The sequence below is a fragment of the Dysosmobacter acutus genome, assembly GCF_018919205.1.
GTDB classification, from domain to species: Bacteria; Bacillota; Clostridia; order Oscillospirales; family Oscillospiraceae; genus Oscillibacter; species Oscillibacter acutus.
Genome location: NZ_JAHLQN010000001.1, coordinates 2,561,513 through 2,581,754 on the forward strand (window position 1 = coordinate 2,561,513; position 20,242 = coordinate 2,581,754).

The 20,242-nt window shown below is 51.6% G+C and carries 28 protein-coding genes; 1 reads left to right on the forward strand and 27 read right to left on the reverse strand.

Features of this window, described 5'->3' with window-relative positions; genetic code table 11:
• Nucleotides 1-128 precede the first annotated feature (128 nt).
• Genes KQI82_RS15905 through KQI82_RS12320 form a run of 4 tightly spaced genes read right to left on the reverse strand, consistent with a single transcriptional unit; the run spans nucleotide 129 to nucleotide 2,096 of the window.
• The gene (locus KQI82_RS15905) at nucleotides 129-1,151 is read right to left on the reverse strand and encodes a D-Ala-D-Ala carboxypeptidase family metallohydrolase (protein ID WP_216633035.1); all 1,023 of its coding nucleotides are present in this window, start codon (nucleotides 1,149-1,151) and stop codon (nucleotides 129-131) included.
• Entirely contained in the window at nucleotides 1,144-1,422 is a 279-nt protein-coding gene (locus KQI82_RS12310; RefSeq protein WP_216633036.1) for a phage holin family protein, read from the reverse strand. The genes KQI82_RS15905 and KQI82_RS12310 overlap by 8 nt, the downstream gene beginning before the upstream one ends.
• Before the next feature lie 3 nt (nucleotides 1,423-1,425).
• Nucleotides 1,426-1,734, reverse strand: coding sequence for a hypothetical protein (locus KQI82_RS12315; protein WP_216633037.1), 309 nt, complete (start codon nucleotides 1,732-1,734; stop codon nucleotides 1,426-1,428).
• 14 nt (nucleotides 1,735-1,748) lie between these two features.
• Nucleotides 1,749-2,096, reverse strand: coding sequence for a hypothetical protein (locus KQI82_RS12320; protein WP_216633038.1), 348 nt, complete (start codon nucleotides 2,094-2,096; stop codon nucleotides 1,749-1,751).
• A gap of 92 nt (nucleotides 2,097-2,188) precedes the next feature.
• Here KQI82_RS12320 and KQI82_RS12325 point away from each other — a divergent pair, with 92 nt between their 5' ends.
• Nucleotides 2,189-2,383: a hypothetical protein gene (locus KQI82_RS12325; protein WP_216633039.1), complete on the forward strand. Its 195-nt coding sequence runs from the start codon at nucleotides 2,189-2,191 to the stop codon at nucleotides 2,381-2,383.
• Here the strand turns inward: KQI82_RS12325 and KQI82_RS12330 are convergent, their stop codons facing one another.
• From KQI82_RS12330 to KQI82_RS12440, 23 genes are all read right to left on the reverse strand, one after another.
• Nucleotides 2,384-2,539, reverse strand: coding sequence for a hypothetical protein (locus KQI82_RS12330; RefSeq protein WP_216633040.1), 156 nt, complete (start codon nucleotides 2,537-2,539; stop codon nucleotides 2,384-2,386).
• 58 nt (nucleotides 2,540-2,597) lie between these two features.
• Nucleotides 2,598-2,828: a hypothetical protein gene (locus KQI82_RS12335; RefSeq protein WP_216633041.1), complete on the reverse strand. Its 231-nt coding sequence runs from the start codon at nucleotides 2,826-2,828 to the stop codon at nucleotides 2,598-2,600.
• 14 nt (nucleotides 2,829-2,842) lie between these two features.
• Nucleotides 2,843-4,615, reverse strand: a complete 1,773-nt coding sequence (locus KQI82_RS12340; RefSeq protein ID WP_216633042.1) for an emp24/gp25L/p24 family protein — start codon at nucleotides 4,613-4,615, stop codon at nucleotides 2,843-2,845.
• A 1-nt stretch (nucleotide 4,616) separates the two neighbouring features.
• Nucleotides 4,617-5,231 (reverse strand): hypothetical protein, encoded by a 615-nt coding sequence (locus KQI82_RS12345; protein WP_216633043.1) that lies wholly within the window; start codon nucleotides 5,229-5,231, stop codon nucleotides 4,617-4,619.
• Nucleotides 5,232-5,236: 5 nt separating this feature from the next.
• A complete protein-coding gene (locus tag KQI82_RS12350) occupies nucleotides 5,237-6,139 on the reverse strand; it encodes an Ig-like domain-containing protein (RefSeq protein WP_216633044.1) in 903 nt (300 codons plus the stop codon).
• Nucleotides 6,140-6,304, reverse strand: coding sequence for a hypothetical protein (locus KQI82_RS12355; RefSeq protein ID WP_216633045.1), 165 nt, complete (start codon nucleotides 6,302-6,304; stop codon nucleotides 6,140-6,142).
• 49 nt (nucleotides 6,305-6,353) lie between these two features.
• Entirely contained in the window at nucleotides 6,354-8,555 is a 2,202-nt protein-coding gene (locus KQI82_RS12360) for a hypothetical protein (protein WP_216633046.1), read from the reverse strand.
• On the reverse strand, nucleotides 8,548-8,922 hold the full coding sequence (locus KQI82_RS12365; protein WP_216633047.1) for a hypothetical protein: 375 nt from the start codon (nucleotides 8,920-8,922) through the stop codon (nucleotides 8,548-8,550). Before KQI82_RS12365 ends, KQI82_RS12360 begins: the two co-directional genes overlap by 8 nt.
• Before the next feature lie 12 nt (nucleotides 8,923-8,934).
• Nucleotides 8,935-10,935, reverse strand: a complete 2,001-nt coding sequence (locus KQI82_RS12370; protein WP_216633048.1) for a phage tail tape measure protein — start codon at nucleotides 10,933-10,935, stop codon at nucleotides 8,935-8,937.
• Between the two features lie 205 nt (nucleotides 10,936-11,140).
• Nucleotides 11,141-11,521, reverse strand: a complete 381-nt coding sequence (locus KQI82_RS12375) for a hypothetical protein (RefSeq protein ID WP_216633049.1) — start codon at nucleotides 11,519-11,521, stop codon at nucleotides 11,141-11,143.
• A gap of 15 nt (nucleotides 11,522-11,536) precedes the next feature.
• On the reverse strand, nucleotides 11,537-12,118 hold the full coding sequence (locus KQI82_RS12380; RefSeq protein WP_216633050.1) for a major tail protein: 582 nt from the start codon (nucleotides 12,116-12,118) through the stop codon (nucleotides 11,537-11,539).
• 7 nt (nucleotides 12,119-12,125) lie between these two features.
• Nucleotides 12,126-12,572: an HK97 gp10 family phage protein gene (locus KQI82_RS12385; RefSeq protein WP_216633051.1), complete on the reverse strand. Its 447-nt coding sequence runs from the start codon at nucleotides 12,570-12,572 to the stop codon at nucleotides 12,126-12,128.
• On the reverse strand, nucleotides 12,569-12,898 hold the full coding sequence (locus tag KQI82_RS12390; protein WP_216633052.1) for a hypothetical protein: 330 nt from the start codon (nucleotides 12,896-12,898) through the stop codon (nucleotides 12,569-12,571). The genes KQI82_RS12385 and KQI82_RS12390 overlap by 4 nt, the downstream gene beginning before the upstream one ends.
• Nucleotides 12,895-13,197, reverse strand: coding sequence for a hypothetical protein (locus KQI82_RS12395; protein ID WP_216633053.1), 303 nt, complete (start codon nucleotides 13,195-13,197; stop codon nucleotides 12,895-12,897). Before KQI82_RS12395 ends, KQI82_RS12390 begins: the two co-directional genes overlap by 4 nt.
• Nucleotides 13,194-13,475: a phage head-tail connector protein gene (locus KQI82_RS12400; RefSeq protein ID WP_216633054.1), complete on the reverse strand. Its 282-nt coding sequence runs from the start codon at nucleotides 13,473-13,475 to the stop codon at nucleotides 13,194-13,196. Before KQI82_RS12400 ends, KQI82_RS12395 begins: the two co-directional genes overlap by 4 nt.
• Before the next feature lie 55 nt (nucleotides 13,476-13,530).
• Nucleotides 13,531-13,689 carry a hypothetical protein gene (locus KQI82_RS12405; protein WP_216633055.1) on the reverse strand — a complete coding sequence of 53 codons (159 nt, stop codon included), beginning with the start codon at nucleotides 13,687-13,689 and terminating at the stop codon, nucleotides 13,531-13,533.
• Nucleotides 13,689-14,846, reverse strand: a complete 1,158-nt coding sequence (locus tag KQI82_RS12410) for a phage major capsid protein (RefSeq protein ID WP_216633056.1) — start codon at nucleotides 14,844-14,846, stop codon at nucleotides 13,689-13,691. The genes KQI82_RS12405 and KQI82_RS12410 overlap by 1 nt, the downstream gene beginning before the upstream one ends.
• Complete coding sequence (locus KQI82_RS12415) at nucleotides 14,843-15,655, reverse strand: hypothetical protein (RefSeq protein ID WP_216633057.1); 813 nt, start codon at nucleotides 15,653-15,655, stop codon at nucleotides 14,843-14,845. Before KQI82_RS12415 ends, KQI82_RS12410 begins: the two co-directional genes overlap by 4 nt.
• Entirely contained in the window at nucleotides 15,642-16,880 is a 1,239-nt protein-coding gene (locus KQI82_RS12420) for a phage portal protein (protein WP_216633058.1), read from the reverse strand. Before KQI82_RS12420 ends, KQI82_RS12415 begins: the two co-directional genes overlap by 14 nt.
• A 4-nt stretch (nucleotides 16,881-16,884) precedes the next feature.
• Nucleotides 16,885-18,615, reverse strand: coding sequence for a terminase large subunit (locus KQI82_RS12425; RefSeq protein WP_216633059.1), 1,731 nt, complete (start codon nucleotides 18,613-18,615; stop codon nucleotides 16,885-16,887).
• The gene (locus KQI82_RS12430) at nucleotides 18,608-19,051 is read right to left on the reverse strand and encodes a phage terminase small subunit P27 family (RefSeq protein WP_241426705.1); all 444 of its coding nucleotides are present in this window, start codon (nucleotides 19,049-19,051) and stop codon (nucleotides 18,608-18,610) included. Before KQI82_RS12430 ends, KQI82_RS12425 begins: the two co-directional genes overlap by 8 nt.
• A gap of 111 nt (nucleotides 19,052-19,162) precedes the next feature.
• Entirely contained in the window at nucleotides 19,163-19,369 is a 207-nt protein-coding gene (locus KQI82_RS12435) for an HNH endonuclease (protein ID WP_216633061.1), read from the reverse strand.
• A gap of 450 nt (nucleotides 19,370-19,819) precedes the next feature.
• Nucleotides 19,820-20,215 (reverse strand): hypothetical protein, encoded by a 396-nt coding sequence (locus KQI82_RS12440; protein WP_216633062.1) that lies wholly within the window; start codon nucleotides 20,213-20,215, stop codon nucleotides 19,820-19,822.
• Nucleotides 20,216-20,242: the final 27 nt, after the last annotated feature.

Sequence of the window (20,242 nt, forward strand, 5' to 3'; positions counted from 1 at the left end):
ACACGTACTCTCTCTTTTTTTGTTATATATTTATCATATCATAACAGGTCAGTGCACACCAATACTACTTCATACTACTGAGTAGCAAAAAATCCCCCGAGGAGATCGCTCTCCCCGGGGGCTCTCCTTTATTCGTTCCAGTCCGCCTTTACGTCCCGCACATCCACGTGGACAAAGCCCTGCTTGGCATAGACGCCCACGCCGCCCCAGTCCGGCAGGATCTGCCGGGCATAGGATGCTATCTTGTCCACGCTGACGCCGCTGAGCGTGATGTCGGCCGCCGTGCCATAGCAGTGCTGGCTCTGCGCCGCCCCGCCCACCTTCTCGTTGTACTGGGGCGTACGGTAGGCGCTGGTGATGTTCACCGCCCTGCCAAAGTGGCTCCGGATGCTCTGGAGCACCATCACCAGACGCGGCGCCACCAGGATCGCGTCGCTGCCGTCCTTGCAGGCGAACTCGCTGACCTTAAAGTTGGTAGACAGCTTCTTGGCGCCGTCTGCCTTCTTGCTGTACGCGTTTATCTCAATCATGGGCTTGTCTCCTTTCGGCTCATATGCGTCCCCCTTGCGGAGGTACACCAGAATCAAATGCTGGACCTTCCGGGAGCTTGTGATCTTCTTCCCGGCAAAGTCGCACTGGGAGCTGCCGCCGCCGTCCAACATGACCGCGCTGTCCCACCCGGCGGCATAGAGGTCATCCCGCAGCCCTTCCGGCGTCCGGGCCATGCTCCCCCCGTCCCGTGTGCAGTACAGGGCCAGCCGGTCCCCCTTGATCCCGATTGCGCTGCGGCCCCTTCTCCCGCCCTGGCCGGGGTCGTAGGTGGGCCTGGCCGATTTCACCCCGCCGATGATGAGCGGCGTACAGGCGATGTAATTGGCCGTGTTTGCTGGCAGCACCCGCATGGCGATGTCCGGCCCAACATCCCAGGCATAGCCGTATACGGAGTACCCCGGCCTGGCAATCACCCTGCCCTCCACCTTCAGGTGGCAGTTGACGGCCCCGGTGGACATGTTGTAGAGCGTTCCATTGAGGAGGTAGTCCGCCCCGGTGGCCTGCTTGATGGAGGACAGTGTCTTGCGGGGGCTGTTGATGTAAACCTGAATGCGGGCGACGTCCTTCAAAGGAATGGTGACGGCGCAATGGTCACTCACTGCCTCCACCGCCCATCTGCTTGACCACCTGGTTAATGCCCGTGGCGGCGAGGCCGCTCACGATGCCCACGGCCACGGCGGTCATGTAGTCGTTAGCCGGGAAGTCCGGCATGAGGAACATGCCCGCCACGCCCAATATACCGCCCGTCGTACCCACGATCACGGGGATGTACTTGTTGTCAAGACCCGTCACCTTGACCGCCTGGCCGATCAGGTAGCAGATCACCGTGATCACCGCCACCCCCGTGATGCCCAATGAGGTAATGTCCATCTTTTAACCCTCCAGCGCCTTGTCAAATGCCTCCCGGTCGCCCTGCTCAAAGGCCTTGCAGAGGCTGTGGTAGGGCGCGTCGGTGGAAAAGTCGGTGAGGTAAGCATTCAGCTCCTCCAAGGCAGCCTCCTGGGCCGCGCCATCCATGGCCTCCCAGCGCTTGCACAGAGCGGGATAATCCAGTTCTGTTCCGCCGTTGACAGCCATGCCCTTGGTGATGTTGTTGATCAGCATTCTCCGGGCCACGCCCAGGTCCTCGTTGTTCGCCTTTGCGATCTCAAAGATGTTCCATGCGTACTTCTTCAGATTCATAATGCGCTCTCCTTTCAAATCCTGATCGGCAGGTCGTCCACCTGGCTCATAAGCCTGTCCAGGTCCCCGTTGCCGCCCACCGCGTGATACTTTTCATGCATGATGTGTAGCCTTCTCAGGTCCTCCACATCCACGGAGCCGTCCTTTATGTAGCACTTGCTGAGGTACTGAATGCGGTCCAGCATGGAGACCATCATGCAGTCCGCAATGGCCTCGATGCGTTTTTCCATCTCTGTTTTCTGGCTCTGGCCGTCATCCTGACGCTTTGCCCGGCGCTGGAGGGCGAATTGGACAATCCCGTCCAACAGCTTGATCATCGCCGCGCCCGCGGCGCCTGACAGGAGTAAGATCAATGTCTCCATCCAATCACCCCTCCCTCTTGTAAAATCGCTGGGATATTTGCATGTAATGCGGCAATACTCTGTATCATTCTTCTCTCTCCTGAAAGGGTGATATGGTGAAGCATAATCCCTATAAAGTAGTGGTCATCTGCGGAAGCTGCGGGGCCCCATGCCCCTTTGATCCTCCGGCCGCCGGTCAGCTCTGGCCCAGGTTCCACATGGATCAGGCCTGTCCTAACTGCGGGGCTATGAAATGGGTTTCCCATGAGCCGGGGCGCAACTGGAGGACCGGGCATTGGGAGGAGTGATTATTCAGCGGTTCCGCCGTACTCCGTGGGCACCAGCTCAGGCAGGCCGCATTCATTGACCAGAATCTCCGCCACCTGCTCTTTCAGCTTATTGGGCACGGCGCTGAACTCCGTCTTTCCAAGGATCACCCTCTGCGCAAATAACATGGCCATCATTCCTTGATCTCCTTTCGATAGTAAATAGTAAAGCGTAAGCGCCACTGAGGCGCAGAACTCACGCATATACGATGTTTGCAAGCTCCACGATCAATTCCTCCTGGAAGTCATTCTGGTCGCTGAGCGCGGAAATTTGAGCCTTCAGGGCGTGGTTCTCCGCCTTCAGGGCTTCTTCCTCCGCTAACTTTCTGGCCGTTTCAGGCGTGGGCTTGTAGACGTGGAGACCGTCGGCATTGACCACCTCCACGTATCCCGCGCGGGGCGGGAGCTGCGGTTTTGTGATTGGCATGGCTCATTCCTCCTTTATACGCTGATGGTCTGTGTGGTGGGGCCGCCTTCAGCAAAGGTGACGGAGCCGGAGTTGATGCCCTCCTTGCCGTTGTCCACCTCAGCGGTATAGGTTCCGTACTGGTTTACGGTAAATGTGAATGTAACCGTCTGCTCCACCTTGTCGCTGGTTCCGTGCAGAGTTGTCCCATCCGGGCAGGTGACAGTAAGGCCGTTAAACGACGGCATGACATAGGTGTTCACGACCAGCGTCAGCTCTACGACCGGTTCTGAAAACCCTTCCTTTGCTTTGATGTAGGCGTAAAAATCGCCCTCAACTATTGGAAGCGCGATTGCATCTATCGAATACCAGAGATGGCCTTTATTGGGGGCATATTGTCCGCAAATTCCAAAAACACCGTCCGTGTATATAATGCCGCTTAATCCTCCATTGTGATCCACGTCAGTCCATAGGTCCTCCAACATCCACTCATTATCGAAAGATGAAGTGTATGCTAAACGGCCTTTTTTACGATTGGTTATGTTAAATGCATGGCCACAAACCACCCAACGGCCTTCGGTATATACGATATCATATACCGCTTCGCCTCTGCTGCCCTCACTGCTGGTCGTGGTGGAAGACCATACGATTTTATTTGTCCATGTGTCACTTGGAGTTGTGGCATATGATATCATAGCGTTACATGCATAACTGCTTGTGTAATATTCTCCGCAAGCGATCCAATAGCCGTTTATATATTTAAGGCGGTGGATTGCATTGTTGGCTCCGCTATTAAGACCTTTCCACAATTGTTTTCTTGTCCAAGTCCCACTCGGTGAAGTGGTATAAAAAATAGACGTACTGTAACCGGAACTATAGGCCATTCCGGCAGCTACCCAGTAGCCATTTGCATACTTAATACAATACAAAGTGTCATCAGTGTTTCCGCTGCTGTATAGGCTTTTATTCGTCCAAGTATCATATGGAGATGCCGCATATGCAATTCTACATATGCTCGGGTTGTCATTGTCTCCGTACGCGGTCCCGCAAACTACCCAATAGCCGTCATTTCCATACTCAACACCTTTCGCTTCAGATGCATAAGAGTTGCTTCCGCCATACCATAATTCTTTGGTCGCCCACCCTGTAGAGATAGATGTTGAGTATGCGATATACGCGTAATTTGTGGTGTTATAGTATCGTCTTCCGCAAGCAACCCAATACCCGTTCGCATATGTGATATCGTTTAGGGTAGTACTGCTGCTGCCAGACCACAAATCTAAACTTATCCATTCACCGTCAAGAGATGCAGCATAGGCTATAGAGGCGTAATAAGTATTGTTAACGCGCCTTTGACCGCCAACAACAAAATAACCATTTATATACTTAATGAAATTGAGTTGAGAAGATATTCCGCCATCCCATAAATTTACTTCCGCAAAGTTTTTGCTAAAAGGGCCACCTTTCTTATACAGCAAATCAACCAGTTCCCGATACTCTGATCCATAAATAGTGTCTCCATTGCACAGCAGCCATTTGTCTCCAAGATCAGTCCGCACCGTAGTCTTAATGGTCCCGATCGGCTCGATCCTGTTCGGCAGCGCGGCAAACGCCTCCGCCGGCGTATGATCCCCCGTAGCATCTCCAAACACCGCTTGTTCCGCACCAGAGTCAAACAGAGTCGCCTTCCCCAGCGGCGTCCCCTCCTGCGTGGGCTGGTCCGCCCGTACCATGTCATAGGTGTTGGCCTGCCCGGAAACCGGAGTCAGCTTTACCCGCCCCGGCTTTGTCGGCACACGATCTTTCATATTAACACTCCCCTGCGTAAATCTCGCCGCTGTAATACCACGCGGCGGCCATATTGGTCAGCAGAAAATCAACATCCACCAGAATCTGCTCAATGTTGTTTGCCTCCATATAGCTTAGGCACTCCATGTCCCCCGGCGTCTCCGGCGTGGTGGGTAGCACGGAGACCAGGCTCCGCAGCTGTGCCACCTCGGAGAGGTACTTCACCATGTCGGCTTCACGGGGGATGTCCCCCATGGACCAGTCCTTCCTGGGGCTCACGTCCACAGAGTATCCATAGTCGGCAAACCGCCCAGCCACATACTCCACGGCGGAGCCCACGCGGTTTAAGTCCTCCGCGTTGTAATACCCCTTGTCTGTCCCATTGAATACATCCGCTCTTGTCCGGTCCGTGATGAGGTTAAGAATGCCGTAGTAGAGCGTGATCTCCGCCGTGGTGGTAGTCCCGGAGGTGGGCACTATGGTCAGCGCCACACGGTAGACGTCATCCTCTGCCCGGTCCGCTGCCGCCTCCCAGGTGTTGCCCTCCGTGTTGGTCCATGTAACGGACACATCGTTGACCGCACCAGATACATACAGCGTGGAGGACGGCAGCGTGAGTGCAATTGCCTGTTTCATCGGTGTCACCCAATCTGGACGGAGATGACCACCGTAGCTCCGGCGTCAGCGGGATTGGGCGTGATCGTCGCGCTTTGGATGGTGGGTACGCTGGTATCCAGGGTGATCGTCCTGGTCACACTGGAGGTCTTCCCGGCGGCGTCTGTGGCTGTGACCACGATGGTGTTGCTGCCCTCGGAGAGGACGACCGCCTTTGTAAACGCACCGTCGGAACCAACCGTCACCGCGCCCTGGTCTGTCCCATTCAGCTTGATTGCCACGCTGACCGGGCTGGAGGTGGCGTCGTTGGTGGTGCCGCGCACAGTCAGGGCCGTGGCGTTGGTAATCAGGCCGTCAGTGGGCGCCGTCACATTGAGAACCGGCGGCACGGTGTCCACAGTATATGTGGTGCTCTTTGCCGCGGCCGCGTTACCGTCGTGGTCGGAGCAGGTGATCTGCACCGTGTGGGGCCCGTCCGACAAGGCACTTACAGGGGTATAGGTCACACTGTACCCGTTTGCAATTGCCGTGGAGGCAATGGCGGAGGACGCCACTGCGGCCCCGTCCAACTTGACCACAAGGGAGCTTAAATCCACGCCTGAGCCGCCGGATTCGTCCACCACATTGAAGACCACCGGCTGTTTGGAGTTGGTCACATAGGCCCCGGAGGTGGGTGAGAGGATGGTGATGACCGGAGCCACCTTCTCCTTCACCACCAGCTTCAGGCCGTCCAGTGTGGAGCCGTCCGCCGTCGCCGTGGTGCCCGCGTCATTGGTCGCCTCCACAGTTACATTGTAGTAGCCGCCGCTTTGGTGGTACGAGGTTGCGCCCGGGGCCGTGATGGTGGCCTCATACTTCCCGGTGGCGCTGTTGTATGTAAGGGTGTGCCACGTGCTGTTTATCCGGGCACGCACCTGTGAGATTGCCATTTATACTTCACCTCCGTAGAGTTCGCCGCTGTAATACCACATGGGTTCCAGGGTAATGGTCTTTTCGATGACGGAAACGGACAGCTTGACCGATATATTGATGGAAACTGGGTTTGCTACAATGTCCGCCGATGTGATCTCCGGTATCTGGATTGTGTAGCTCATTCTCCCTCCTTGCCATAGCGGCCAGCGGTCGATGCATCCAGAACATTAATCACATTTCACCACCTAAATCTGCATAGAACACGATAATGCAACCATTCGCCCCGGCCTTTCCATCTGTTCCGTGTCCTGGCTCGCAACTAACGTCCCATCCGGATGTTGTCACAGGAATGTATACCTCTGTTTGCCCACCGGTAATCGTGCCTCCGCAAGTGTAGTCTTTCGTGATGGTAGTCACCCACTTCCGTTCTCCTTTGCAGCCTCCCTTTCCTGCAATTCCACCATCTCCTGTCCCAGTCGCCGGGAATTCCGTTCCGCTTCTTCCGTATACATTGCCATTGTTAATGTCCATATATCCATAGTCATAGATATTACCGCTTGCGCTTGTGTATATGCCGAATATAGACGCAGAGCCGACCGCTCCAATGGCGCCGCCAGCACCAGCAGAATATGTAAAGCTCTGTCCATTATTGATGGAAATTTGCGCCGAAAACACCTTTCCGCCGTTTCCGTTTGTTCCATCAACTCCTGCGGTATCCCACGTTCCATCTGTTCCGCTTGTACCGCCGTCGCCACCGCCAACAACAATAATGCCAAGAGAAGTAATGCCGCTCGGCGCAGTCCATGTCCCGGAGCCAGTCAATACAATTGACTTGTTATACATAAAGAACCCGCTCGGCTGTATCAACGTGGCTTGCAGCCCACTCATAACTCCATCGTTAAATGCAAACTGTTGTGCAATGCGTCTGGCAGACGTAGCCTGCGATTTATCAAGCTGTACGGAGTCGACGTCTCCCAGTTCATTTGCCGGGTCGCCACGCTCAGAGATTATAATCTGATTGCCACCATAGGATTTCAATATCTGTTTTGCCGCAGTTAGAGCCGTTTCCGTTGTATGAATGAACGGATTGTCAATGCTAATGGTTTTACTCGATGCTGTGCTGTTTCCGCCGATATTGTAAATACTTGTGGTGCCATCGACAGCGTAAATTTTAAACCGAACATAGGCACAATCATCATTTGCTTTCATGGTCGGGTATTTATCCATGTTGTCGAGCGTTATACTGTTTCCCGCGTCCCACATCGGCTCGATGCATAGATAGCCCGTTTCAGCGTCTGCACGCGGAAATACACCGCAAGCCATGCAGACATAACGCAGAACATCACCACACGTTTTCCCGCTCAAATTGTCAGCAGATACTACCGTGCAGGGCGTGCTTGCATAATCAGAATCAACACTGTACAAGCTTTCAAAGTTTATTCCCAACTGTGCCACAAGTGAAGCGGCCCAGCCTGTCAGCGTGGTTGGCAGCACATCAGGAACGATATACGCACGGTCAGACAGCAATCCGATGATGTCCACCAAATCCCACTGCATTGTTAGCCCGTTATCGCCAGTTTTCCAACCGCCTGAATACTGGTAATACACGCCAACTTGTTTATACTCAATCGAATTATCAGCCAGTTTACATCCTATTTCTATGGGAATCCCCTGCCGCTCCTCGATGGACTGAAATAAACCACTTTTAGAGCGTGGTTCAAAACGCCTGTCGAGGTTATCCATCTTAAGTGTTGCCGTGCCATACGGGAGCGCACAGCAGCTTGTATTGACTTGCTGGTTGATAGACAGCTCCGCAATAATGTGGCTGTCCCAGATTTCATAAATGCCAGGTACAATCTCGGCCACCCTCATCCGTCTGCCCGCCCTGCTCCACTTTGTAACCGTCACTCTGATAGCGTCAGGAGCATTCACCGTGAAGCCAGCCAGGGACACGCTCGTTTCAATGTTGCCTGTGTATGTTTTTGCATAAACCGCCGTTCCACCAACTTTAACCTCAACCGTGAAATCCTCTGCAGTCCCGTCATTGGTGTCGTCAGAAAAATACACAGAGCAAGCTTGTAGTACAGACACATTGCTGAACGTCATTTCGACATATTGTGCAGTCGGAAAATATCCATCAGGGCCGGACAACGTTGAACTTTGATACCCGCATTCTCCTGCGTCGGAAACCTCATCAGGATAGATGGCATAGCCTCCGTCTAACTGCCAGCGGTTGGTTTCAAGGCTTGCGTACTTCTTGATTGCGAACACCTTGTTATGCAGTTCGTCGGGCTTTGAATATTCTCCACTTGACTGTGCCGTTGCTGTTCCATATGCAATGTCAGGATCAGTCAAATCAATGACGGCCTTTATGAACATCTGCCGCACGTCACCAGTTACGGCAGCCTTGAAGCCATCTGTCACGTTAATCATGCGGCGCCACCTCTCTCAAGGTAAACGCTGTGTTATGCCATACTGCTTTCCCGCTAACATCAAATGCAAATGTCGGTGTCGGGAATGCTGTGCAGATGAATTGGCTGCTCATCATCACGTCGGAATCGTCCGGCAAATACACTACTGGAAACGCCTGTTTAGAACGCAGAACAGCAAGAAGAGCAGTATATATCTCGTCCGGCATCTTGTCATAGCTGTATTCAATGATTTGCACCGTTCCTCGCACTTCTGTTACTATTCGACCGGAAATCATCTCTATTTGTTTGCCGAGCTGTGATGGATAGCATTTGTAGTTGTCGTGGCTGGTCTGCGGAAGACGAACCCCTCCGCATATCAGTTGTGTCATACTCCCACCCCTTTAAAACTCTGCTATTACTTCGGGATTGGCCCTGCTGACGCTGCGGAAATCGTCCAAGGTCGCAGTTGCGAAACGCTTCCCGTCAATTATTATGTTGAACTGTGCGTCGCCGCTTGCATATTTGGAATTGGAAGTAACCGCATTGACCGCCGCGCTTGTTACGCTTCGCAGATCAGAGACAGTCACGCCGCCGCTTTGTCTGCTGCCGATCGATACGGAATTTCGCAGGCTGTCAGCCAGCGCGGCAGGAACAACCATCTCGCCCCTATGTAGTTGTGCTATGTATCCATCAAATGGGACATAATCAAGGCCGCTTGCATGTGATCCGTTTACTCTGGTTTCTGCGCTCACGCTGACTTTTCTGTTGCCAAACAACCCGTCCCACAAATTAGAAAACCAGCTTTTCAGTCCTTCCCATGCTTCGGAAATTCCATCCTTAATGCCGTTAATAATATTTGTGCCTATTTCTTTGAACTTATCAAAAGCGTTTGTGATCGAATCAATGACGTTGAAAAATGCCTCTTTAATTTTGTTCCAGATTTCAATAACAGCGTTCCTAAAATCTTCGTTTGTGTTCCAAAGGACGATAACGGCAGAAACAAGAGCTGCAACGGCAGTAACTACAATTCCAATAACATTTTTATTCATTGCAATGTTCAATGCTTCCTGCGCAGTCTTGGCTCCTTGCATCGCCGTAGTAAAACCCTTAATAGCTCCAACAAGCCCTGTAACCATAGAAGCTACATTCCAGGCAATAAATCCAGTCCCGATCCCAGCAAGTATCGCAATTATAGTGTCCCCATTGTCCAAAACCAGGCTAACAAAATTTCCAATGCTTGCTCCAAAGGCGTCCCAATCGACGGTTTCAACCCATGACTGAAATCCTGCCGTTATATTTTGCACAATCGGTATGAGATTCTCAAGCAATGGTGCTCCAACCTGCGATTGAAACTGCCTCCAAGTTTCGTTGAGGTTTCCCATAACATTTTCCCAGCCGTCCGATTCTCGTGCAGCTTGTCCCATTGCACCTGATAACGCTTGAGAGTCGGTAACCATTTTTAGCAATGTCTGCTGTTTCTGAATCTCAGAAAGTTCGTTGTATTTCTGCCCGAACAGCTCCATCGCCTTTGCATTGCGCGTTGTCTCTGTGCAAGATACGCCAAGCGCGGCATCATTGGCAAAGTTTCCTTTTAAGAAACTCATAAGGGTATCACTTGCATCTTCAAGACTTCTGTCATAGTAAGCGGCACTATCGGCAGCGGTTTGCAAAGCCTCCTCTGTTAGTTCCATTGCCTCCTGTGTGCTGGCTCCGCTTGAGCGCGCAAATGAATAAATAGACGATGCCGAACCTTTCAGGCGGGTATCAAGTATTCCGTTTTTCTCGGCAATACGTGAAACCGCATCTTCCGCACTGCCAGCCATATCTCCAAACGCCTGTTCAAACTGACTGTTTTCCGCCTTTACAGTTGCGGCAGATTCGATAAAGTCCTTTGCCATACCCTTAATGGCGCTTGACAACTGTCTTATTCCGTTCATGATAATGTCGCTAAGGACATTAGCTTTTAAAACGTCACCAAAAGATAAAGCGTTATCTCCGGCGGTTTTCAAACTGTCTCCAGCGTCGTCCGTCTCCTTGCCAAAATCGGACATTTCCTTTTTGTTGCTTTCAAGTTCGCGCTCCATCTTGTTCAAGTCAGACTTTGCATTATTAAGCTTGATCTGCCAGTCGTTTGTCTGTTTGCTGTTTTTGCCATAGGTTTCGGCAGAGTTTTTGAGTGCGGCTTCGAGCAAAGAAACCTTGTTTTTTTGTTCTTCAATCTGCTTGTTTAATACTTTGTTTTGCGCTGTCAGGCTCTCAACTGACTTGTCATTTTTAGCAAATTGAGATTGCGCAAGCTTCATCTCAGACCCGAGCACCTTAAATTGCGAATTGATATCGGCCAGCGCCCTTTTAAACTCCGTATTGCCCTCTGCGCCAAATTTGATTCCTACATCAGCCATCTATAACTTCATCCCCTTCATATCCCATCAGGGATAATTTCATCGATAAAGTGTTCTCTGCGCGGCTTTGCACCGCAAAATTCCTGACAATAGCATTCGTTCAAATCACAAAGCCAACCATACGGCATCAACCATGTTTCCCGCTCCGTTCTGCGCAAATGAACCGTTCCCGCATAAATTAAGCGAGTAAATAACTCATTGTCACTTACTCGCCCACTGCGTTTTTTGTGTCATCCTCGCTGATAACGTTTCGCTTCATGCCCTTTGTGATAGCAAGCATAATATTGTCCTTGAGGTCTGCAATATCTGCCGGACTGGTCATATATTCAAGTTTTTCAGTGGACAGCAAAGACTTTGCTTCGCTTGGATTCCACAGATTCCAAATCGTGATGCTCTGGTTAGCAAGCAAAGCAATCAGCCAGCATATTTCCTCAAGTGCGTCCTTAATATTGTCGGACTGCATCATGTTTTCGCCCATCTTATCAAGACCGCCGTATTTTTGGGCAATCTCCATGGTAGCGCGAGTAGTGAGGAGCAGCTTGTACTCCTCACCGCCAATTGTTACGGCTACACTTCTATCGTCCATCCTCGCGCCCTCCGATTAAGCGGTGAAGTCAGGCTCGTAAACGGAAGTAAACCAGCCGGAAATTGTACTGGTCTGGACACCTGTATCATCAGCATCAACCTGTGCTTTCCATGCATGACTGCCGTCATCTCCAGCTTTTTCGCGCCGCATGAAAGTCCCCTCAATGCTCTTTTCAGCAAACTTGATGGAATCTCCCTTGGTTTCCAAACTGTCAGACGGAATTCCAAATTTCCCACGATACAGCCAATAGTAACGATAATTCCCATTGGACTTCTTTGCGCGGAAACCGATTGCGACATAGGGGGCGCTGTCCTCTGCATTGTGTACGAGAACCTTGTTCTGGTCGATGGTTGCGCCAGTCAGCGCAGACGCAGCCGCAGCAGACAGATCATCAACACCGAGTGTCAGCTTTGCGGACTTGAACTCCTTTACAGCCTCACACAGGGCGTCATCGGCGTACAGAGTACCCTCGGAGAACTCAACAGACAGGTCGGCTTTTGTCGCTTTCGCCAGCTTAACGGGTGTCGCATAGGTTTCTCCGCTTTCGCCGTCGGTAATGATGGAATAATAGATACTGTCCAATCCAATAGTTGCCATTTATGTATCATCCTTTCATTTTCAAATATTTCTTTGCTTCTTCATCAAACACGCGCTTAATTTCAGCCTTTGCAGCGGCTTTTGTGCTGTCTGCAGCCGGTTTCATAAACGGGCGTGCTGGCTGGTTGTGCTTTCTACTGCCATATTCCAGGATGTTTGCAACCATAGCGTTTGACTTTCCATCTCTCCGGGGTTCTGCAAATCCAACTCGCACATTCCAGCCATCTCTATCAGGCTTGACAGGAGTCACGCCAAGCGCACGTACAAGCTCTCCTGTGCTCTGGCTCGGCTCCTTTGTCCCACTGCCAATAGCAAAACTCAAATTCGTTTTTGCCTGTTTACAGGCCACTTTTGCGCCAGCGGTCAACGCAGCATCCATAATTTCTCCGGTGTGCTTATCAAACTCGCTAAGCTGATTAATTAGTTCTTCCGGGAGTTTTATAGTGATGCTCATACCATAACCTCATGCCAACCGGATTCCAGAACGTAGTGCTGCCCTTTCTTGTCCGTTACATCGACAATCTGCGGGTAATCAAATCCAGCCGAAAAAAGTGCGTCAGAAAGAAGTTTTAGCTTTGCGAGCGGACTATCGTTTAGTGGCAAACAATAGTGCAGCTGCACGGAATACCCAATAACGCCCGGTGCATTGTCCCCAAAATCGGTCGGATACATTGTATAGTTGAACGTACAATACTCTTTCTCCGTTCCTGCGTACAGGTGCGGAACACATATTGGAACAATCGGCACAACAGCGGCTTTGATTGTAGAGTTGATGCTCACCGCGTCACCTCCGAACAGTTCAGCTGCAGGATATCCCGATCAATCGGATAGGCCCGCTCCACCTTGTAGCGCTTTCCGTTATGCTCTATAAACGTCTGTCCGCCATAATCACACGCCCACAGTTCAAAGGCCGCAGAGAGCTGTATACCGGCCTTATATGCCTCATAGAACTCCGCGCGGGTTATCCCCTTTCCTGAGTCGCACTTTACTTCCACGGCTGTTTCAGTGACCGTGGAATACCCGTCCGCATCCTCTGCCTTTTTCTGCGTGATAAGCCTGATGGTATCCGTCAGCGTCATGCCATGACCTCCGTGTATTCGCACGCAAGCATCAGGTTCCGCTTTGCGCTCTTGTACATTTCCTGAAAAATCCTGCGCTTGTCCACGTCACTGCCACGGTTGGCCTGACAGTACGCCGTAACAGCCACAACGATCAGCGGATCCTCCGCCTCGTAACAGGTCACGCCGGACAGCCTCAAATCGCCCTCTGCCGCCGCAATCAGGGCGGTCAGCTCATTGTCATAGGCGGCGGAACTGATGCCCAGCGCCATTTTTACGCTTGCCAGTGGCACTGCCATAGACTCACCTCCTGTTCTCGCTGGGAGCGGCATATTTCAGCCGCTCCCCGGCGGGTTACTTCTTCGCGGTCTGCTTCTTTGTCTCTGCGGCCTTGACGAGATAGCCGCAATCGACAAGAGGCCGTGCAACCTTTTCATCGATTTCTCTTGTCTCGTCGAAAGCCATACAAATTTCGCCAACAAAACTGACCGTGGCCCTATATTTCTGCATCATCAGGAGTTGGCAGACATGACCAGGGTGGCCAGCTTCTGATTGTCAGCAACCTTGGAGTCGAACTCCATCCAGGCGACAACGCCGATAGCGTGCTGCGTGGCATACTTTTCGGTCAGAACCTGAATGTTCTGTTCCTCGCGGATGTTGACAGCGAGGCCGGAAGCGTCGCCATACAGAACAGCCTTGGCGGCGGAGGCGATGGCGGGCATATTGTCGGAGATGTACACGGGCTTGCCAAGGAGGCGATAAGGGAACGTTCCAGTGATATCGTCCTGGAGCAGGTAACGATTGTTACCGTCTTTCAGCTTGCGGATCGCAGTAAAGGTAGCGGGAGCCATATACCAGGCAGCCGCGCCCTGATATGCGGTGGGAATCTTTGCCTGGAGGTCAATCAGATTGTCGGCGGTGATTGCAGAGGTGCTGCCTGCATTCATGGTAGTGGTGGTTGCCAGTGCGCCCTGATTATAGCCAGATGCACCGTTCAGCAGCTTGTCCTCAAGGAACTCGGCAATCTTCTTGCCCATCTCGTTTACGATGAAGTTGGTAACATCAATGTCGGCGTTGTTGACCACGCTCTTGCCGATCAGGGTCAAGGCGCCAACCAGATAGCCGGTCAGGTCAACGCTGGAAAACGCGCCGGCGTCTGCTGTCAGCTCGGAAAACTCGGCGGCGAAACCAACGGTGATATTGTGGGGAGCGTCATCACCGGAAACGGTCTTGTCGCCGTAAACGGGAATCTTAAGGGTGCCCTTGCTGTGGTAGATGGTGGAGTTGGCATAAATGGGGCACAGCTCCTTGACCTTCTGAATGATCTGGGAGGCAATGGTCTGAGGAATAATAGCGCCGTTATTTCCCATGGTAATGTTCTGGGGGGTGCTGGCCTTATTGACCATGGCGCGGACATATCCTGCAAATGCCTTGACGTCCTTCTCGCTCTGGGTCAGTTCCTTCTCAGTCCTGACCTCTTCGTGGCTGTTGGCAGCCTGCTCCTGCTCCAGCTTGAACAGCTTTTCCTCGGTCTCATACTGTTTCTTAAGGTCATCAATCTCGTCCAGAATACCGGCAGCCTTATCTGTTTCGTTTGCATCCGCAAAACTGCGGGCTTCCTTCTGCTTCTCCTCGATGGCTGCAAGAAATTCTCTCATTTTTTTATTCATTCGTTAATCTCCTTTTCAAATTTATGGTTTTTGGCAAAAAGAAAAGCGCCCACGCTGTTGATTTTCAGCGCCAGCACTTCTTTTTCGGTCTTCGCGGGTGTTTCTGTGTCCAGCTTCTCTTCCGCTTCGGGCGGGGTTTCAGGCTCAATGCCGCCGTAGTTCTTGCGTGTCCCGGCTCTCGGCTGCGCCGGGACCGCCACCAGGGACAGCTCATAAGCGTCTTTCACGCCGTCAAGTGTGAAATAGCATGTCCTTTTTCCGTTTTTCGTGTCGTACTCCCTGCCCCGGAAGTGTGGGCAGTATGTCTTTACATTGTCCGTTCCGCAGATGGAGCACCACGCGTGCTTCGGAACAGTACCTGTGGATACCTCTTTTTTGATGCCGCCCTTGATTTCGGCAATCAAATCCGCGTTGCCGGAGGTTTTGACCATGTAGCACTTCACCATCAGTTCTGTGTGAGGCTCCCCCGCCCCCGTTTGCCTACTCTCGTCCGCAATCAGTTCAGTGTCGTAGATTCTCGCCACCTGGTTATCTGCGCTGCGGCGGTGGTCTTTAACGACAGGCTTTCCGACATACAGGGCTTTCAGGTCTTTCAGGGCGTTCGCATTAAATGGCTCAAAATTGCGGTCATCCAACTCATTGTCCCCGACAACAGCCTTGAACACAAACACATCCTCCGCCTTGAGCGCCTCCATTGTATGCTTGTTGATTTTCTTCAGCTCGTCATCTGTAACGTCCTGGATGGAGACCTCGGCGGATTTAAATACGAAACCGCTGTCCAGTACCTTTTCTTCCTCAATTTTTCCCATCTCGTTCCTCCTTTCCGCCAGAATTTCTATCATAAGCGGCTCCAACCTGTGTCAACCTGACCATCGTGCCGTTTACAATCAGTTCGTCTCCTCCTGGCCGCGCCTCTTTATCAAGGAGCGCCCTTGCCTCATTCGCTGTGTAAATACCGCCGTTGACCGCGCTTTTGAGCGCCTCAAGCTGTGTTTTCTGGTCTGCACGGAGAATAACCCCCACATTGAACTTAAAATAATAGCCAGCCGCAATTTCATCGGCTGACAGCAGTTTGAATGTGAGTTCTTCCTCGTATTGCTTGAGGATATAGAGCAATGTATCGACGTAAAATGCCAACTGCTGCTGTTCCGCGGCACTGTACGACGCTTTTTCATAGTCGTTGATCTGGTTTGGCTTGATTCCAAACGCCGCCGCAATCTGCAAAGCAGAGTACCGCTTCAGGCCAAGAAATTCGTTATCTGCAAACTTTGTTGAAAAAGGCGTTAACTGTGTTCCATAGGCGACTGGTATAACGTCTTTCATACCTTCAACACCGTCTAAGAAATCCTGGATTCGCTGTCCATATCTCTTTTCGTTTTCCTTGCTCGGCTCTCCGGTGTACTGCAAGACGGCTTTCCCGGTGAATCCGCTCTCGTATGCCTTATTCAGCATCTTCTGCGCGGTCATGTTTCCGTCAAGCGTATCAGCCAGGATTTCCCGAACAGGTTTCCCGACAATACCGTCAAAGCTTGTTGATGTACGGAAGTGCAGGATACTGTCAGATGGAATTTTATACGTGCCGCCACCCTTTCTGTCCGTGTAGACATACCAAACGGCATTGCTCTTTCCCCAGATGCCGCTGTCATCCACCCATACAGATACACACTCAGACGGCAATATCCACAACGTCTCCTTACTTCCGGCCCCTACAATCCACACGTAGGCATTGCCATGGTGGTTGCGGTTGAATTCAACTGTCGACCAGAAATGCGTCGCCGTCATATATGGGTTGGGCCGCATTCCAACCATGCTATACAATGGGTGCCTATATGCCTTCACAACTCCATTTTCGTCGGTATGCTGCTGCAATTTAAGCGGCAGCTTGCCAATCGTCTCACCAAGAATTTTCAGGCACGCGAAATATGTGCTTTCGGACAGCTTAGACTTGTCCACTGTGCCGATCTTCAAAAAATCCAGCAGCCCCTGCACCGTCTCGACCTGTGTAACCGATTTATTCCTGTTCCAAAATGGCACTGTATCACCCCATCCACTTTAAAAATTTTTGAATGCTCTCGTCCATGTCAACCTCCGCCTCAGTGCATTTCATTCCGATGCAGTGCGCATCTATGGCAGCGTCTACCGGGTCTATGCGCTTGCAGGACTTTGCATTCCCGTTTTCCTTGTCGGCCTTTATCTCACCAAAAGAGTTGACCACCATTTTTGCGTTTACAAATGACCACCGCAGAAGATCGTTCTCCTTGTCATAGGCGATATCCCCCTGCTTAAACAACAGCCGCATATCCTGCGTTGCGTCGTTCAGGAACCGGGCGGACTGCGTGATGGGCGTCAAATTGCACCCGAACACATCCAAATCAGGCAAAAACGCATCCGCGTTGTGCGGGTCATACCCAATTGCCTGCAGCTTTAGATCAAAACGCTCAATCTGGTCTTTTAGCGTCTTGATGATGAATTTGTAATCGTTCTTGTAATCTCCAGCACCTCCTGTAACAGTCAGCAGGCCCTGCTTTGACCAAATATCATATGGTGCTTCATCCGTCTGAATGTGCTCCTGAAGCCGTGCACGAGGCATGAAGCTATGTGACCAGATGTAATATTTCTGCCGCCCGCTCTCTTTGTACGGGAATTCAAGGGAGAGGGTGGTTAAGTCTCCGCCGCTGGACAGGTCAAGGCCCGCATAACACTCCATGCCGGCAAAATCAGACAGCTTCTTATCAACGCCGCATTGAATGACGCTTTCAACATCAAACAACTGGTCATCAGCATCCTGCACCCAAATATTCAAGCGCTTCGTCATGAAGTCCCGCAGCTCATGGCCGCCGGCAAGCTTGGCAGTTGCCGCCGTATCCTTCATCCGCTCCCGGCCCTCCTCCGTTTCGCAGGTAAGCGGGTTTGCCTTTGCCCAATTCATCGGGTCCCAGATATCGTCATCCTTGTCCATCGTATAGATGGCGCAGAACTCCGTCTCCTTGTGGAAAGAGCCGCGTAAAATCTGCTCTGCAATCCGGCGCATCTCGTAGCACGGCGCATTCAGGTCAAAGCCGGCGGTTGTGATGATGCTGATCAGTGTCTCCGGCATATTGCCGGTGCCGCCCTCCAGGAGCTTATACATCTGGTTTGTTTCGTGGGCATGGTATTCATCGACTGATCCGAACAGGGGGCGGAAGCCGTCTATACGTTTGCTGTCCCTTGACAGCGCCCGGATGGTGGAATTGGTCAGCTTGCAGTCAATCTCGCTCTTGTAGTCCTTTACGTCAAACAGCTCACCAAGGTCGGGGTCTGAATAGATGAACTTTGCGACTTCATTGAAAACGATCTTTGCTTGGTCCTGCTTTGTGGCAGTCAGATATAACTGGCCATATTGATAGCCGCTGAAATTGCCGATGTACGATGCATTGATGCCATTGGTAAAGCTTTTGCCGTTTTGCCGCGCCATCTCGATATAGGACAGGCGAAACCGCCGGTATCCGTCTTTATTCTTCCATCCATATAAGCTGCCGAAAATGAAGTCTTGAAATGGCCTCAGCTGAACGGGCTTCGGCTCCGCCCCCTCGGCGATTGTCAGCTTTTCCGCAAAAGAAATGACGGCTTGCGCCGCCTCTTCATCGTAATAGTATGGAAAGCCCGCTGTATTCTGCCGCTTCAGGTCATTCAGGTGTCTCTGACAGGCCAGTTTTTCAAGCTCTCCGACCGCCCTGCCGTTGTATGTCCCATCAACAACCGCCTGCGCAAACGCGGTGCATCTATCCATTTTCAACCACCGCGAATTTGTTCCGCCTTGGCTCCTCTTCCTTTTGGGGGACTACCAACTTGCAGCGACTGTCGATTGTCATTCCCAGAGACTTGGCGAGGCTCTGACACTGGCTGATTGCTCTGTCCCACAGCTTGAATGTCTTTTCATAGGCAAAGATATCATCCATTAATTCCGGGTCGTTCAGCTTTTCGTCAAGCGCCTTATATCTATCAAGCATCCTCAAGTACATGCCAAGCGTTCCACAGTCAAGGTTTGACATGATGCCGATGGACTTTAGTTCCCCGGCAATCCGATCAAACTCGCGCTTCTGCTCGTCGGTCAAATAGTCAGGAGCGCAAATTCCGTCCGCTCTCGCCTTGACTTCTGTCTTCTTGCGTATCTCTTTTTCTGCTTTCGTTAGATGCTTTTTCCCTTTAAACTCAATCAGCTCCAAAGGTTGACGTGCTCCCGCCATTTATTCATCACCTCAAACTTTCGCTCCGTGGGGAGTTCTTGCCGCAAAACAGACCAGGCGCGGTTCAGAATCCCCACTTTCTATACTTTTTTACATCCCCCTGTGGGTCTTTCGCTCCACTTCCATGTGATGCTTGTGGCACAGGCTGACCAGATTGGATGCATCAGCCCGCATTGACCAGTCGTGCCTTAGAGGCACAATGTGATGGACCTCGGTCGCTGCCGTGACAACGCCTTTCTTTCTGCACTCCTGGCACATATAGCCGTCCCTATGCAGGCAGAAGTCGCGGATACGCATCCATTCAGCTGATTTATAGAACGCCGCCGAACGCTTATCCCGGATACGCCTGTCGTATTGTCTTGCATTGTTCTGAGATTTCGCTTGACAGGCTGTGCAGTATCTTTGCCCAATCGGAATCACAGCGCCGCATCTGGCGCACAGCTTTGTAAGCGGCATACAATCACTCCATTTGTTTCCTCTCAATCGTTATTGCTGCCAGCCACCCACCCTTGGCCCAATACGCAGCAAACATTACCCGCCTTTCGGCACAACCAAAAGAGCCGCCCATCTCTGGACGACTCTTGTCTTATTCGTGCCACCATCAGCCTCATGCGGCCAATGGCGGCATATTGCTCCGTTATTACCGCCACGGAGCCACGGCGGTGAAGGAGGCTGAAAAGGACTCGTGATGATCAATTTTTAGCAATTACACTATACAGCAGGGCAAGCGGACAAATCGGACAACTTTCAGTGAGAGTTCAAATATCTATCGCAAGACTTTCTTACACTGTCTGCTGTATTGTCCCCTCCAACCCTCATTGCCACCTGTAGCCATGAGAATCCGTCAATAAATCGCAATTTCAGAATAGAGCGGATCAATGGGTCTTCAATACCGGATATGTAGCGGTTCAGGCGATTGTACTCAATAACTGATTGTTTGATTTTCAAGTCAACCAAATCGCGTTGTTCTGCAATTAAAATCGAAATATTTTCCATCCTCCTGGATGCTCCGCTCACATGCGGCAGCCCTGTAATTTTTGCTGTGCAATCCTTCGCAGCAGCCTTCAGCTCTTCAAGCCGCCTCTTTTCAATGCTGATCTCGCGATTTATCCAGAGCAGTTTAGACAATTCTTCTTTCGTCACAAGTTACTCCTCAACTTCTCCGCTCCA

Bases quoted from the DNA above. Each gene is read 5' to 3' on its own strand.
- KQI82_RS12310 (WP_216633036.1), bottom strand. From the start codon at position 1,422: ATGGACATTACCTCATTGGGCATCACGGGGGTGGCGGTGATCACGGTG.
- KQI82_RS12315 (WP_216633037.1), bottom strand. From the start codon at position 1,734: ATGAATCTGAAGAAGTACGCATGGAACATCTTTGAGATCGCAAAGGCG.
- KQI82_RS12320 (WP_216633038.1), bottom strand. From the start codon at position 2,096: ATGGAGACATTGATCTTACTCCTGTCAGGCGCCGCGGGCGCGGCGATG.
- KQI82_RS12325 (WP_216633039.1), top strand. From the start codon at position 2,189: ATGGTGAAGCATAATCCCTATAAAGTAGTGGTCATCTGCGGAAGCTGC.
- KQI82_RS12330 (WP_216633040.1), bottom strand. From the start codon at position 2,539: ATGATGGCCATGTTATTTGCGCAGAGGGTGATCCTTGGAAAGACGGAG.
- KQI82_RS12335 (WP_216633041.1), bottom strand. From the start codon at position 2,828: ATGCCAATCACAAAACCGCAGCTCCCGCCCCGCGCGGGATACGTGGAG.
- KQI82_RS12340 (WP_216633042.1), bottom strand. From the start codon at position 4,615: ATGAAAGATCGTGTGCCGACAAAGCCGGGGCGGGTAAAGCTGACTCCG.
- KQI82_RS12345 (WP_216633043.1), bottom strand. From the start codon at position 5,231: ATGAAACAGGCAATTGCACTCACGCTGCCGTCCTCCACGCTGTATGTA.
- KQI82_RS12350 (WP_216633044.1), bottom strand. From the start codon at position 6,139: ATGGCAATCTCACAGGTGCGTGCCCGGATAAACAGCACGTGGCACACC.
- KQI82_RS12355 (WP_216633045.1), bottom strand. From the start codon at position 6,304: ATGAGCTACACAATCCAGATACCGGAGATCACATCGGCGGACATTGTA.
- KQI82_RS12360 (WP_216633046.1), bottom strand. From the start codon at position 8,555: ATGATTAACGTGACAGATGGCTTCAAGGCTGCCGTAACTGGTGACGTG.
- KQI82_RS12365 (WP_216633047.1), bottom strand. From the start codon at position 8,922: ATGACACAACTGATATGCGGAGGGGTTCGTCTTCCGCAGACCAGCCAC.
- KQI82_RS12370 (WP_216633048.1), bottom strand. From the start codon at position 10,935: ATGGCTGATGTAGGAATCAAATTTGGCGCAGAGGGCAATACGGAGTTT.
- KQI82_RS12375 (WP_216633049.1), bottom strand. From the start codon at position 11,521: ATGGACGATAGAAGTGTAGCCGTAACAATTGGCGGTGAGGAGTACAAG.
- KQI82_RS12380 (WP_216633050.1), bottom strand. From the start codon at position 12,118: ATGGCAACTATTGGATTGGACAGTATCTATTATTCCATCATTACCGAC.
- KQI82_RS12385 (WP_216633051.1), bottom strand. From the start codon at position 12,572: ATGAGCATCACTATAAAACTCCCGGAAGAACTAATTAATCAGCTTAGC.
- KQI82_RS12395 (WP_216633053.1), bottom strand. From the start codon at position 13,197: ATGACGCTGACGGATACCATCAGGCTTATCACGCAGAAAAAGGCAGAG.
- KQI82_RS12400 (WP_216633054.1), bottom strand. From the start codon at position 13,475: ATGGCAGTGCCACTGGCAAGCGTAAAAATGGCGCTGGGCATCAGTTCC.
- KQI82_RS12405 (WP_216633055.1), bottom strand. From the start codon at position 13,689: ATGATGCAGAAATATAGGGCCACGGTCAGTTTTGTTGGCGAAATTTGT.
- KQI82_RS12410 (WP_216633056.1), bottom strand. From the start codon at position 14,846: ATGAATAAAAAAATGAGAGAATTTCTTGCAGCCATCGAGGAGAAGCAG.
- KQI82_RS12415 (WP_216633057.1), bottom strand. From the start codon at position 15,655: ATGGGAAAAATTGAGGAAGAAAAGGTACTGGACAGCGGTTTCGTATTT.
- KQI82_RS12425 (WP_216633059.1), bottom strand. From the start codon at position 18,615: ATGGATAGATGCACCGCGTTTGCGCAGGCGGTTGTTGATGGGACATAC.
- KQI82_RS12435 (WP_216633061.1), bottom strand. From the start codon at position 19,369: ATGCGTATCCGCGACTTCTGCCTGCATAGGGACGGCTATATGTGCCAG.